The sequence below is a fragment of the Streptomyces sp. CBMA156 genome (assembly GCF_014596515.1).
In the GTDB taxonomy this organism is placed as follows: Bacteria; Actinomycetota; Actinomycetes; order Streptomycetales; family Streptomycetaceae; genus Kitasatospora.
Genome location: NZ_MSJQ01000095.1, coordinates 1 through 13,440 on the forward strand (window position 1 = coordinate 1; position 13,440 = coordinate 13,440).

Here is a 13,440-nt window from a genome sequence, read left to right on the forward strand (position 1 = left end):
GGCGGCCACGGCGGCCGGGCCCGGCGCGGAGTGCTGCGCGGCTGCGCGGCCGGCTCGCCCTGGTCACCGCCGTCGCCGCGGTCGCCGCCGTCCTCGGCGGGGTCACCGGCGGACTCGTCACCGCCGACCGGCAGAGCACCGGCCACCGCGTCGGCACCGTCGCCAGCCCGGTCTCCGCCCGCTCCGACGGCAGCGCCGACGTGCCCGCCGTGGCCGCCGCGGTCTCCCCCAGCACCGTCCAGATCACCGTCAAGAGCGGCAACGGCACCTCGACCGGCACCGGCGTCGTCCTGAACACCGACGGGCAGATCCTCACCAACTACCACGTGATCGACACCGCGACCGCCGGCGGCCGGATCACCGTGACCTTCAAGGACGGCTCCAGCGCCCAGGCGACCGTCACCGGCACCGACAAGGCGCTCGACGTCGCCGTGATCACCGCGACCGGCGCGAAGAACCTCACCCCCGCCGTCCTCGGCGACTCCTCCGCCGTGGCCGTCGGCGACCCGGTCGTCGCCATCGGCAACCCCGACGGCCTCACCGGCACCGTCACCTCCGGCATCATCAGCGCCGAGAACCGCGACGTCACCGTCAAGCTCGACGAGGGCACCACCGGCAACAACGGCGGCTTCGGCCTCCCGTACCTGCCCGGTCTGCGCGGCACCGCCCCGCAGCCCGACAACGGCAGCACCACCACCTACAAGGCCTTCCAGACCGACGCCGCGCTCAACCCCGGCAACTCCGGCGGCCCGCTGATCAACGCCAACGGGCAGGTCATCGCCATCAACTCGGCGATGTACGCGCCGAGCGGCTCCGGCTCCTCCGACGGCGGCTCGGCCGGCAGCGTCGGCCTCGGCTTCGCCATCCCGATCGACGACATCAAGCAGGTTCTGCCGAAGCTCCAGGCCGGCCAGAGTCTGTGAGCCACACTTCCTGAGACGGACAATTGCCCCAGCAGGCCCTCCACCCGACGAGAAAGGGCACCCGCCCATGACCCCGTCCGCCGACGACCGCACCACCGCCGAGGCCGGCCACCCCTCCGCCCGGCTCCTCGTGGTCGACGACGAACCCGCCCTCCGGGACGCCCTGGAGAGCAGCCTCGCCTTCGAGGGATACGAGGTCGCCACCGCCACCGACGGCTACGAAGCCCTGGAATCCGTCGAACGCGACCGGCCCGACCTCGTCCTGCTGGACATCATGATGCCCCGGATGGACGGCCTCACCGCCGTCCGCCGGATGCGCTCGCGCGGCGACACTGTCCCGGTGCTGATGCTGACCGCCCGCGACGCCGTCGGCGACCGCGTCACCGGCCTCGACGTCGGCGCCGACGACTACCTCGCCAAGCCCTTCGAACTGGACGAGCTGCTCGCTCGCGTCCGCGCGCTGCTGCGCCGCAACGCCCTCGCCGCCGAGGCCGCCGCCCGCGCCGCCGTCGAGGACGCGAGCGAGGTGCTCGCCTTCGCCGACCTGCGGATGAACACCGCCACCCGCGAGGTCACCCGGGCCGGCAAGCCGATCGAACTCACCCGCACCGAGTTCATGCTGCTGGAGATGTTCCTCGCCCACCCCCGCCAGGTCCTCACCCGCGAACAGATCCTCAAGGCGGTCTGGGGCTTCGACTTCGAGCCCTCCTCCAACTCCCTGGACGTGTACGTGATGTACCTGCGCCGCAAGACCGAGCAGGGCGGCATGCCCCGGCTGATCCAGACCGTACGCGGTGTCGGCTACGCCCTGCGCCCGGCCACCGGCCCGAGCGCGTGAACAACGTTCCGCCCCCGCCGCTGGCACCGCCGCTGGTCCCGCCCCGCACGTCCGGCCGCCGGCAGCGCGTCCTCCGCTGGTACCGCTCCCGTTCGCTGCGCAGCCGGCTCACCTTCCTGAGCGCGGCGGCGGTGGCGGTGGCGATCGCGCTGTCGGCGCTGGCGTGCTGGTTCATCGTGGAGAAGCAGCTGTACGACCAGGTGCGGACGGACCTGGCCAACGCGACGCTCCCGCCGCAGCCCCGGGTGCCCGCCCTCCCCTGCTACCCGACCGCGGAACAGGCCCTGGCGGAACAGCCGACGGGTCTCACCTCGGAGAACGGCGGCGCGGTGGCCCGGGACACCCAGTTCCTGGTGGCCAACCCGTCGGGCGTCTGCCTGCCGCCGAACGCGACCAAGGCGATCGTGGTCCAGCCCGGTGACACCGCCGGGTTCAGGCTCAAGAACGGCCAGTCGATCATCCGCGACGGCCGCTTCACCGACGGAACCCCTGCGGTCGTCCGGATCTCGCTGACCCACTTCGGATCACGCCCGGTGCTGCTGATGGTGGCCACCTCCACCCAGCCCGTCGAGGACTCCCTCCAGAGCCTGGCCGTCCTCCTCGGCTCCGTCTCCGCCGGCGGCATCCTGCTCGCCGCCGTGGCCGGCCGCCTGGTCGCCCGCTCCGCCCTCAAGCCCGTCGACCAACTCACCGACGCCGTCGAGCACATCGCCAGGACCGAGGAGGTCGGCACCACCATCCCGGTCCACGGGGACGACGAGATCGCCCGCCTCTCCACCTCGTTCAACTCGATGAGCACCGCCCTCGCCAACTCCCGCGAGCGGCAGACCCGGCTGATAGCCGACGCCGGGCACGAGCTGCGGACCCCGCTGACCTCCCTGCGCACCAACGTCGACCTGCTGATCCGCAGCGACGACACCGGCCGCCCGCTGCCCCCGGCGACCAAGACCAAGCTGCTCGGCAACATGAAGGCGCAGATGCGGGAACTCACCGTCCTGATCGGCGACCTGCTCCAGCTCTCCCGCCCGGACACCCCGAAGAGCGGCCCGGCCCCCACCGTGGTCGCCCTGCACGAGATCGCCGCCCGGGCCGTCGAGCGGGCCGAACTGCGCGGCCCGGGGCTGGTCTTCGAGACCGACACCGAGCCCTGGTACGTGCACGGCGACGCGGCCGGGCTGGAACGGGCGGTGATCAACCTGCTGGACAACGCGGTCAAGTACAGCCCGCCCGGCGGCACCATCGGCGTCCGGCTGCACCAGGGCGTGCTGACCGTCCGCGACCACGGTCCCGGCATCCCGCCGGAGGAACTCCAGTACGTCTTCGACCGGTTCTGGCGCTCGCCGTCCTCGCGCCAGCTGCCCGGTTCCGGTCTCGGGCTGTCGATCGTCGCGCAGAGCGTCCGGGAGGCGGGCGGCGAGGTGACCCTCGGCCCGGCCGCCGACGGCGGTCCCGGCGCGCTGGCCACCGTCCGGCTGCCCGGCGGCCCCGCCCCGGAATGACGGAGGGGCGGGTGGGGCGCCCCGACGGCGCCCCACCCGCCCCGCTCAGGGCCGGCTCACGGTCAGTCGAGGTCGCTGCCCGGGCCGATGACCTTGATCCGGTCCTGCGCCGGGGCCTGGAGCGGCGAGGCCGCCGAGCTGTGGCCGCTCAGGTAGGCCGCGAAGACGTCCAGGTCCGAGGCGCCGACCAGCTTGTCGGTGCCGGCCGCGAAGGCCGGGAAGCCGTCGCCGCCGCCGGCCAGGAACTCGTTGGCCGCGACGCGGTAGGCGGCGGCCGGGTCGACCGGGGCGCCGTTCAGCCGGACCGAGTCCAGGACCACCCGGTCCGCACCGGTCTTGCGCATGTCCAGGGTGTAGTGCAGGTTCGACGACACCTGGAGGATCTTCGGCGCCGCGGCGTTGGAACCGCTCACCTGCTGCTGGAGCAGCTGGATCAGCTGGGCGCCGGTCAGCGTCTTGACCTGCATCATGTTGGTGAACGGCTGGACGGTGAACGCCTCGCCGTAGGTCACCACGCCGTCGCCCTCGCTGCCCGAGGCCTTGTGGACCAGGTCGGCGCGGATGCCGCCGGGGTTCATGAACGCGACCTGCGCGCCGCCCTTGTCGGCCGGGGCGAGCCCGGCGAGCTGCGCGTCGGCGATCACGTCACCGAGCGGCTTCTCCAGGTCGTTGTTGCCACGGCCGTTGATGTCCGAGGCGATGTAGCCGATCGGACGGTTGGCGATCGGGGCGGCCAGCTTCTGGTAGTGGTCGACCAGCGCCGTCAGGTCGGGCGCCTTCTCCGTGCGGCGCACCACGTGGTTCTCGGCCTTGACCGAGGGGCGCACGATCTCGCCGGTGGTCTTGTCCAGCTTCATGTCGATCTGGGTGAAGAGCCGGCCGAAGGAGGCGGCACTGGTCACCGAGCGCGGGACGCCGTTGGGGTCGGGGATGCTGCAGGCGTACGCGTTGTGGGTGTGGCCGGTGACGATGGCGCCGACCGCCGGGTCGATCTTCTGCGCGATGTCGACGATCGGACCCGAGATGCCCTGGCCGGCCGCGCCGCAGTCGTAGTTGTAGACGCTGCTGGCCGGGTAGCCGCCCTCGTGGATCAGCGCGACGATCGAGTTGACGCCCTTGGCCTTGAGCTCGGCGGCGTACTTGTTGATCGTGGTGACCTCGTTGGCGAACTTCAGGCCCTTGACGCCCTCGGCGGTCACGATGTTCGGCGTGCCCTCCAGGGTGACGCCGATGAAGCCGACCTTCACGCCCTGCGACTTGGTCACCCAGTACGGGGCCAGCACCGGCTTGCCGGTCTTCTCGTTGGTGACGTTGGCCGACAGGTAGTTGAAGTTGGCGCCCTTGAACGTGCGGCCGGGCTCGTAGCAGCCGTCCGTCGGGTGGCAGCCGCCGTCCTGGATGCGCAGCAGCTCCTGCGCGCCCTCGTCGAACTCGTGGTTGCCCACCGCGCTGACGTCCAGGCCGAGCTTGTCCATCGCCTCGATGGTCGGCTCGTCGTGGAAGAGCGCCGAGGTGAGCGGGCTGGCGCCGATGATGTCGCCGGCCGCGACGGTGATCGAGTCGTCGGCCGGGACGCGCGCCTTGCGCAGCTCGGTGGCCAGGTACTCGATGCCGCCGGCCGGGGTCGTGACCTCCTTGCCGGTGGCCGGGTCGATCTCCTTGATCGTGCCGGACGAACCGGCCGGGGGCTCCAGGTTGCCGTGGAAGTCGTTGATCGCCAGCAGCTGGAGGTTGACGGTCTTGTGGCGCTTGGCGTTGGCGTCGGCGGCCTGGGCGGCCGTCGGCACGACCACCGTGCCGAGCAGACCTGCGGCGGCGACGACGGCGAGCGCCGTCCGTCGGGATCTGACGGTGAGCATGAAGGGTTCCCCTGCACCTTGGAGGAGCACCGGCGGTGGACAGCACCGGCGTTCGGGCATGTGTTGCGTCAGCGAAGCCTAGGGTCAACGCGCGTAGCTGTCAGGACGTCGGACGTAACGAGAGGATTACCTCCTGACGAACCGTCGCCGTCCGCCGGGTGCGGAGCCCGTGGAGGGCGCCCCTCAGACCCCCGGCTCGGCGGCCAGGTGCCGCTCCGCGCGCACCCGTTCGGCCACCGCGTCCTCGGTCATCGCCCGGTCCGTGTAGACCAGCGGGCGCTCCGCCTCGGTGATGATGTGCTTGACCACCTGGACGTTCCCGTTGACGTCCCAGACCGCGATGCCCGGCGAGAGCGTGGGAATGATCTCCACCGCCCAGCGTGGCAGGCCCAGCACCCGGCCGGTCGCCCGCGCCTCCTCGGCCTTCTGCATGTAGATCGTCCGGGTGGAGGCCATCTTCAGGATCGCCGACGCCTCCTTGGCCGCCGCGCCGTCCACCACGTCCGACAGGTGGTGCACCACCGCGACGAAGGAGAGCCCGAGCCGGCGGCCGAACTTCAGCAGCCGCTGGAACAGCTGGGCCACGAACGGGCTGTTGATGATGTGCCAGGCCTCCTCGACCAGGAAGATGCGCTTCTTCCGGTCCGGCCTGATCCAGGTGTGCTCCAGCCACACCCCGACGATCGCCATCAGGATCGGCATCGCGATCGAGTTGCGGTCGATGTGCGAGAGGTCGAAGACGATCAGCGGCGCGTCCAGGTCGATGCCGTCGGTGGTCGACCCGTCGAACATGCCGCGCAGGTCACCGTCGACCAGCCGGTCCAGCACCAGCGCCACGTCCAGGCCCCAGGACTGCACCTCGTCCACCGATACGCCCAGCGACTCCACCGAGGACAGCTCGGGGTTGCGCAGGGTGTCGATGATGTCGTCCAGCACCGGCTGGCGGTCCTGCACCGAGGCCACCACGTGGGCGTGCGCGGCCTTCAGCGCGAAACCGGCCCGCTCCTCCAGCCCGCGCCCCATCGCCACCTCGACGATGGTGCGCAGCAGCGACAGCTGGCCGGTCTGGGTGATCGCCGGGTCCAGCGGGTTGAGCTTCACCCCGCCGTCCCTGGCCGCCATCGGGTCCAGCCGGATCGACTTTATGCCCAGCGCGTTGGCGATCAGGTTCCACTCGCCCACGCCGTCCTCGCCCTGCGCGTCCAGCACCACGACCTGGCGGTCGCGGAACCTCAACTGCCGCAGCACGTACGTCTTCTCCAGCGCCGACTTGCCGTTCCCCGACTCGCCGAGCACCAGCCAGTGCGGGGCCGGCAGCTGCTGCCCGTACAGCTGGAAGGGGTCGTACACGTACCCCTTGCCGCTGTACACCTCGCGGCCGATGATCACGCCGGAGTCGCCCAGCCCGGGCGCGGCCGTGGGCAGGTAGACGGCCTGCGCCTGGCCGGTGGAGGTGCGCACCGGCAGGCGGGTGGTCTCCACCTTGCCGAACATCAGGCTGGTGAACGCCTCGGTGAGGTTGCCGATCGCCATGGGCGGCCTCCTGTCGGGTCGGCGGTGGACGGGTACGGATGTATCCGGGGGTCGGACGTACTCAGCGGGTCGGACGTGCTCAGCGGCGGATGCCGGTGGCGAACGGGAGGGTGTTGACGAAGGCCCTGTGGTGCTCGCGGTCGCACCACTCCAGCTTGAGGTAGCTCTTGCCGGCCGAGGCCCGGATGGTCCGCTTGTCGCGGGCCAGCGCGTCGGGATTGCGCGAGGAGACCGTGATGTAGCCGACCAGGTTCACGCCCGCCGCGCCGGAGGCCAGGTCGTCCCCGCGCTGGTCCACCCGGCCGGTGTGGGCCAGGTCGCGCGGGTCGACCGTGCGGTTCATCTTGGCCGCACGGCTGGCCTCGGCTTCGTCGTTGGTCTTCTCGGTCAGCATCCGCTCGATCGCGACGTCGGTGGGCTCCAGGTCCATCGTCACCGCGACGGTGCGGATCACGTCCGGAGTGTGCACCAGCAGCGGCGCCAGGAAGTTGACGCCCACCGGGGTGAGCGGCCACTCCTTGATCCACGCCGTGGCGTGGCACCACGGCTCCCTGGTCGCCGACTCGCGGGTCTTCGCCTGGAGGTACTGCGGGTGCGTCGCGTCCAGCTCGGCCGGCCAGGCGTTGCGCCGGGACATCGCCTGGATGTGGTCGATCGGGTGGTCCGGGTCGTACATCGAGTGCAGCAGCGAGGAGAGCCTGGCCTGCCCCAGCGGCTGGCGCACCCGGATGTCCGCCTCGGCCAGCCGGGCGCAGATGTCGGTCAGCTCGCGCGCCATCACGGCCGCCAGCCCCTCGTCGTCCCGCGCCCGGCGCCCGGTGGCCGTCCGGCCCATCGCGTGCGCCTCGGCGGCCAGGTCGCGGGTGTAGTGCATGCAGGCCACCAGGTACGCCCGGTGCTGCTCCGAAGAGGTCGACACCATCGACTGGAGCTGGTCGTACGAGTCCTTCAGCCAGCGCGGCGAGGCCGGATCGCCGCGGCGGTCCACGTCCTTGGCGTGCGCGTCCGGATCGGCCGGCAGCGTCCGGGCCAGGATCTGGAGACGGGTCACGAAGCCGTCGCCGTTCGCGACGTGCTTCAGCAGCGTGCCGAAGCGGTCGACCAGCGCCTCCTGGTCCTCCGAGTCGCGCAGCCCGACGCCCGGGCCCTCGATCTCGATCGCGGCCGTCACCGTGCGCCGCTCCAGGTGCATCAGCACCCCGACCTCGTCCGGGCCGAACGGCGCCGTCAGCCAGCGCAGCCGCCCCACCCCGGGCGGCGGACCGACCTCCACCTCCCGGCCGTCCAGCCGGGTGCCCGCGTCCATCACGTCCGAGCGCCACACCGCCCGCCCGCTGCGGACCGTCCGCCGGTAGGTGCGGTTGATCTCCACCCACTTGTAGAACGTCCGCTTGCGGTACGGCACGTACACCGCCGCGATGGCGAGCACGGGCAGACCGAGCAGACCGCCGATCCGCAGTGGCAGGATCGGCATCAGCAGGCCCCAGAGCATGCCGAGGAAGGCCCCGAAGATGATCAGGATGATCTCGCCGGACTCCCGGTTCCGGCCGATCGGCGCGTTCGGGCGGGCCTTGCCGATCAGGTAGGTGCGGCGCTGGTGCACGTACGGCTGGGCGTACTGGGCACCGTACTGGCCGAGCGGTTCACTGCTCACTTACCCGTCACCCTCCCTTCGCTGGATTGCTGTCGCGGACCGGAGCCGAGACCTGCTTCGGCCCGGACTGCGGCGGTGGGGCCGGCGTCCGGCCCGCGTGGGCGGCGATGCCCGGCGCGACCGAACCACCGCCGGCGCCCCCGCCGCCACCCGAGCCGGCCCCGGGCAGACCGCGCTCGCCGTGGGTGGAGATGCCCTGCTTCATCAGGTTCGCTGTTCCGTTGATCATCGCCGAACCGGCCTGCACGGCATTGGCCCTGGCCTGGCGCATGTTCAGGATCTCGTCCCCGAAGCCCGGCACGAAGCGGTAGACCGCGGCGCTCGCGAAGATCGACAGGAACAGGATCGCCAGGCCGGACAGCACCCGGGCGAAGTCGTCGTCGGCCCCGGCCCCGGTCGCCACCGCGCCCGCCAGGCCCATGATGACCACGATGATCGGCTTCGCCAGGTCCACCGCCAGCATCACCCCCGCCCAGCGCCGCACGTGCTTCCACAGCTGCCGGTCCACCAGCCCCGCGTACACCGCCGTACCCAGCAGCGCGCCCACGTACAGCATCGCCGCCCGGATCAGCAGCTCGACCCAGAGCACCGCCGCCGCCAGCACCGCGACCAGCGACACGATCACCAGGATCAGCGGGCCACCGCCCACGTCCCCCTTCTCCAGCGTGTCGGCGAACCCGCTCAGGTACGACCCGGTGTCCGTCTTCGTCCCGACCGAGATCGTCTTGGTCAGCCCGTCCGTCACGCTCACCACGGTGAACAGGATCAACGGCGTGAACGCGGACGCCACCACCGTCAGCCACAGGAAGCCGATCGCCTCCGAGAACGCCGCCGTCAGCGGCGCCCCCCGCACCGCCCGCTTCGTCACCGCCAGCAGCCACAGCACCAGGGTGATCACCGTCGACACCGCGAACACCACGGCGTACTGCTGGAGGAACGACGCATTGGTGAAGTCCACCTGCGTCGTCCCGTCGATCGCCCCCGACAGCTTCCGCACCACCCACGCCGCGGCCTGCGCGCAGCTCTTGGCCAGCGCCCCGAGCGGATCGGCCACGTTCCCGACGGTATTGGCCCCTGGTAGCGAGCTTCCGCCTGGCCTGTCCGCGCAGAGAATCTCGCTCCCCGAGATCGGCAGGTCGGGGCAGTTCGGGTTCGCGGTACCACCCGGCTTCGGGGTCGGCGACGGCTCGGCGAACACCCGCTGGGCCGTCAACAGCGCCGCCACCTGCAAGGTGGCCAGCACGCCGACGAAGGTGCCCGCGCGACGCCGCGCGCCGGAACGGTGTGAGGTCTGGTCAACGGGCATAGCGGAACCCCCCGAGCTGCTGGACGGCGCCGGTGATCTCGTCGGCGGTGGCTGCCTGCTGGTCTCCGGGCATCGGCGCGGGACCCTGCCTGCTGGTGAAGTCGGTGAGCTTCCAGTCGCTGCCCGTCCAGTGCAGCGAGAGCGTGAGGGTGAACCAGTTGGTGGTCACCGGCTGGACGGAGCGCTCGCCGGCGAGGCCGGTGAGGCCGGTGCACCACACCTCGACCTTGGCGTCGCCGTCGGTGTACGCCGTCGACTTGGCGCCGACCGGGACGGTGCGGCTGACGAAGGTGAGGCCCTTGGGCGCATGCCCCTGGGCGTCGAGGCCGTAGCGGGTGACTGTGTCGCCGCCGAAGCCCTGGTCCAGCCGGCTCTGGAGCCCCGCCAGGGCGCCCGGGTCGGCGATGGTGGCGACGATGCCGTGCCGGCTGTCGGTGCGGAACATGTCCGCCGAGCCGATCGCCACCGCGTAGTTGGTGGCGGCGGACTGGGCGCCCGGCTCGGTGTGCGGGTAGCCGGTCGGGATGCCGTTGGCGGTGGTGCCGACGGGCTGGTCGCCGCTGGGGGCGGGGCCGGCGCCGGAGGCAGCGCTGGGGGCGGCCCGGTCGGCGGAGCCGCCGCCACCACCGCTGCCGCTGGCGCCAGCTTCCGGCTTGACGCGGTTGGCGATGGCGATGGCCACCACGAGCAGCGTGACGACCACCAGTACGGTCAGCAGGGCGCGCAGCGGCCGGGACTGACGGTAGCTCGGCTGGGGGGAGGACTGTTCGCCGACCGGCAGCCGCGTACGGGTGTGCGGCTGGTCGTCGGACAACGGCACGGCGGCCCTCCTGGTGCGGGGAGCCGGGCGGCTCCGGGGGCCCTCCGCCCGGGGGCGGGCGCGGACGGAGGGTGGGAACGGGGGTGGAGACGGGGTGAACTCCCGGCGGCCGGCCACCGGAGGGGCCCGGACGGGGGACCGGTCCCGGACAGGCCGGACTACTGCTGTCCGATCGTCAGATCGCCATGCCGTAGACAATGGTGAACAGAGTGCCGAGTGATCCGATGATGAACACGCCGGTCAGTCCGGCGACGATCAGCCCCTTGCCCTGTTCGGCGCCGAAGCTGTCGCGCATCGCGGTCGCACCGATCCGCTGCTTGGCCGCACCCCACACCGCGAGGCCGAGGCAGAGGAGGATGGCGACGGCCATGACGACCTCGACCATCACCCGGGCCTCCGACCCGAGGGTCGCGAACGGGCCCCAGTCCGGGGCGATTCCGCCGATGATGGTGTCGATGTTCGGCTTCTTGGGGGGGTCCTCGGCCAGGTGGCCGACCGCATTGGTGTGCACGCTGCTCAGGTTCATTTCCATCTCACCGCCCGATCAGGCAAATTCAAGGGCCCGGACCCGGCCCGCGCGAAGGGTCGGGGCCTATTCTTGGCCAGATCTGATGTCGACTTGGCTACTTCTCGCAGATTGGTCGTGAGGCGTCGGACACGTACGCGAGGATGTACACCGTACGAAGGATAGCGCTCACTGTTCGTATCTCTGATGATTGCGGTGAGCAACGCCTTCCGGGACACTTCGACTGACGATTCGTCGGGATGGTGCTGATGGTACTCCGGAAGGCCGGGACGGCCGCCGCCGCTGCGGGAGTTGTCGCGTTCGGGTTCATCGGGCTGGTGACGATGGGGACTTATGCGGCAAGTGGGACGCCGAAACAGGCGGCGAATCGTTCCTCCCTCTCCCCGGGAACGGTCCCGGCGGCCTATCAGGAGCCGATCCAGAAGTGGGGCTCGCTGTGCTCGGCGATCTCCCCTCCGATGCTCGCGGCACAGCTGTACCAGGAGAGCGGTTTCGATCCCAGGGCGCGGTCCGGCGTCGGGGCCCAGGGGATGGCGCAGTTCATGCCGGGCACCTGGGCGATGTACGGAACGGACGCGAACGGGGACGGCCGCAAGGACGTCTGGGACCCGTACGACGCGATCGCCTCGGCGGCGGTCTACGACTGCGCGCTCGCCAAGGACGTCGCCAACGTCCCGGGCGACCCGCAGGCCAACGTGCTGGCCGCCTACAACGCGGGCCCGTACGCGGTGACGCGCAACGGCGGCATCCCGCCGTACCGGGAGACCCAGGGCTACGTGCGGAACATCCAGGCGATGGCCCGCAGCTTCACCGCGCCGGATTCGCCGGCCGCGCCGGTGGAGGCGTCCCCGCAGTCGGCGGCCGCGATCTACTTCGCGCAGACCAAGCTCGGCACCCCGTACCTGTGGGGCGGCGACGGCCTGCCCTCGCAGAACGGTCGGTTCGACTGCTCGGGCCTGACCCAGGCCGCGTTCGCCAGCGTGGGCATCACGCTGCCCCGGGTGGCCAACGACCAGTGGTACGCCGGGCCGCACCCGTCGCGCGATCAGCTGCGGCCGGGCGACCTGGTGTTCTGGGCGACGGACCTGGGCGATCCGCGGAGCATCCACCACGTCGGGATCTACGTCGGCGGCGGCTACATGATCAACGCGCCGCACACCGGGGCGGTGATCCGCTACGACAAGATCGACAGCAGGGAGTACATCGGCGCGACCCGGGTCACCTCGGACGGCGCCCAGGCACTGCCGACCCGCAACGGCGACGGCGCGGTCAACGCCCCGAGCCGCCCGAGCGAGACGGCGCCCACCACCCCCGCCGGAAGCGGGGGCGGCACACCGGGCAACGCCCCGGCGACCCCTGTCCGGGCCGCCGCGGCCGCCGCGGCCGCCCCGCTCGCACCGGCCGGGGTGAGCCCCACCGGGGCGGGACGGTAGCCCCGGGACGGCCGGGACAGCGGGGACGACCGGGACCTGTGTGCGCACTGTGGACGCTGAGTCACGTTTCCATAACCGCGCGTTTCCATGGAACGCTGTGTCCCGGCGATGACGTTGGGTCCGGTGGTCCCCCGTCAGCTCCCCGCGCCGGGCGGGCCCCGGCGGGAACGTACAGGTGCAGCGGACCAGAAGGAGGTGCGGCGTGTCGACGCCGCTTGCCGACACGACCAACCCCGACCTCGACCTGCTCTACGCCGTCAACGGCCTGGCCAAGCGCTCCCCGCAGTGGCTGGACCACCTGGTCTCGTGGATCGGCGAGTACGGCATCCTGATCGGCCTGGCGATGCTCGGCCTGGTGGCCTGGCTCCAGGCCAGGCGCCGTCCGGACGCGCCGGTGGCGATGGCCGGGCTGCTCTGGGTGCCGCTCTCGGTGGCCGTCGCCGAGCTGGCCAACCTGCCGATCGCCGCGATCGTCGACCGCCCGCGCCCCTTCGTCGACCATCCTGGACTGCTGGTGCTGGTGGAGGGCAAGGCCGGCACCCACTCCTTCGTCAGCGACCACTCGACCATGACCATGGGCGTCGCGGTGGGGCTGTTCCTGGTGAACCGCAGGCTCGGCTGGATCGCCGGCGGGCTGGCCCTCCTCCAGGGCTTCTGCCGGATGTTCATGGGCGTCCACTACCCCACCGACGTGATCGGCGGCTTCGCGCTCGCCGTCGCCGTGGTGCTGCTGCTGGCGCCGATCGCGATGGCGGTGCTGGTGCCGTTCTGCCACGCGCTGAGCCGTACCGCCGTCGGCCCGCTGATCCGGGCGTCCGAGCGCGGTGGCGCGGCCGCCCGCGGCGGGGCCGGCCGGCGGGGGGGGGGGGGGGGGGGGGGGGGGGGGGGGGGGGGGGGGGGGGGGGGGGGGGGGGGGGGGGGTGGGAAACGGTGGGATCGAAGAGCGGAGGTGGAAACGAAGGCGGGTTTCAGGGGCGGACGCGGCGCAGGATCTGTTCGGCGAGGTCGACCGCCTCCCGGATCGGGACGAGGCGGCAGTCGGCGGTGCC

The 13,440-nt window shown here is 71.9% G+C and carries 11 protein-coding genes; 5 read left to right on the forward strand and 6 right to left on the reverse strand.

All coding sequences use genetic code 11. The annotated features are described in order from the left end of the window. The 3 genes from BU198_RS08175 to BU198_RS08185 form a co-directional block, all read left to right on the forward strand. The coding region (locus BU198_RS08175; protein ID WP_188296176.1) for a S1C family serine protease at positions 1–923 on the forward strand (923 nt) is incomplete at its 5' end. Positions 924–990: 67 nt separating this feature from the next. Next, entirely contained in the window at positions 991–1,761 is a 771-nt protein-coding gene (locus BU198_RS08180) for a response regulator transcription factor (RefSeq protein ID WP_188296177.1), read from the forward strand. Continuing rightward, positions 1,758–3,260: a HAMP domain-containing sensor histidine kinase gene (locus BU198_RS08185; protein ID WP_317620018.1), complete on the forward strand. Its 1,503-nt coding sequence runs from the start codon at positions 1,758–1,760 to the stop codon at positions 3,258–3,260. Before BU198_RS08180 ends, BU198_RS08185 begins: the two co-directional genes overlap by 4 nt. Positions 3,261–3,322: 62 nt before the next feature. Here the strand turns inward: BU198_RS08185 and BU198_RS08190 are convergent, their stop codons facing one another. The 6 genes from BU198_RS08190 to BU198_RS08215 form a co-directional block, all read right to left on the reverse strand. Next, a complete protein-coding gene (locus BU198_RS08190) occupies positions 3,323–5,119 on the reverse strand; it encodes a bifunctional metallophosphatase/5'-nucleotidase (RefSeq protein ID WP_188296178.1) in 1,797 nt (598 codons plus the stop codon). Between the two features lie 183 nt (positions 5,120–5,302). Then, entirely contained in the window at positions 5,303–6,652 is a 1,350-nt protein-coding gene (locus BU198_RS08195) for an ATP-binding protein (protein ID WP_188296179.1), read from the reverse strand. Between the two features lie 79 nt (positions 6,653–6,731). After that, on the reverse strand, positions 6,732–8,306 hold the full coding sequence (locus BU198_RS08200) for an SCO6880 family protein (protein ID WP_317620019.1): 1,575 nt from the start codon (positions 8,304–8,306) through the stop codon (positions 6,732–6,734). A gap of 7 nt (positions 8,307–8,313) precedes the next feature. Further along, entirely contained in the window at positions 8,314–9,360 is a 1,047-nt protein-coding gene (locus tag BU198_RS08205) for a hypothetical protein (protein ID WP_317620020.1), read from the reverse strand. Between the two features lie 241 nt (positions 9,361–9,601). Next, a complete protein-coding gene (locus BU198_RS08210; protein ID WP_317620021.1) occupies positions 9,602–10,432 on the reverse strand; it encodes a hypothetical protein in 831 nt (276 codons plus the stop codon). Between the two features lie 175 nt (positions 10,433–10,607). Continuing rightward, entirely contained in the window at positions 10,608–10,958 is a 351-nt protein-coding gene (locus BU198_RS08215; protein WP_188296180.1) for a hypothetical protein, read from the reverse strand. A 248-nt stretch (positions 10,959–11,206) separates the two neighbouring features. On the opposite strand from BU198_RS08215, the gene BU198_RS08220 reads away from it, so the two are divergent. Both BU198_RS08220 and BU198_RS43285 read left to right on the forward strand, forming a co-directional pair. Further along, positions 11,207–12,391 (forward strand): NlpC/P60 family protein, encoded by a 1,185-nt coding sequence (locus tag BU198_RS08220; protein WP_188296186.1) that lies wholly within the window; start codon positions 11,207–11,209, stop codon positions 12,389–12,391. Positions 12,392–12,593: 202 nt separating this feature from the next. Then, positions 12,594–13,440: phosphatase PAP2 family protein (locus BU198_RS43285; RefSeq protein WP_188296181.1), on the forward strand; the 847-nt coding region annotated here is incomplete at its 3' end.